Genomic DNA, 232 nt, shown 5'->3' with positions numbered 1-232 from the left:
CATGGCTTTTGTGCCTTGGCGAGAGAAGATAAGTGCACTTGGGCCATCTTGCTTCACAATCGCCTGACGCCATGCTTCTGCTGCTTCCGCTGCATCACAAGGACGCCATGTAGTTAGGTTAGGCGTAAGGCGTAGGTTAGCAATTTGCTCGATAGGTTGGTGTGTCGGGCCATCTTCACCCTGACCGATTGAGTCGTGGGTGTACACAAAGATGCTTTGCGCTTTCATCAAG

General features: G+C 51.7%; 1 pseudogene. It reads right to left on the bottom strand.

The features are described 5' to 3' along the window. Positions 1-232, bottom strand: a pseudogene (locus tag ACXAH6_RS20460) (transketolase); the annotation flags it as partial.

The organism is Alteromonas sp. ABE4_545 (assembly GCF_056161325.1).
Note: the sequence above shows the minus strand (reverse complement) of the source record. Positions and strands in the feature narration are given on the sequence as shown.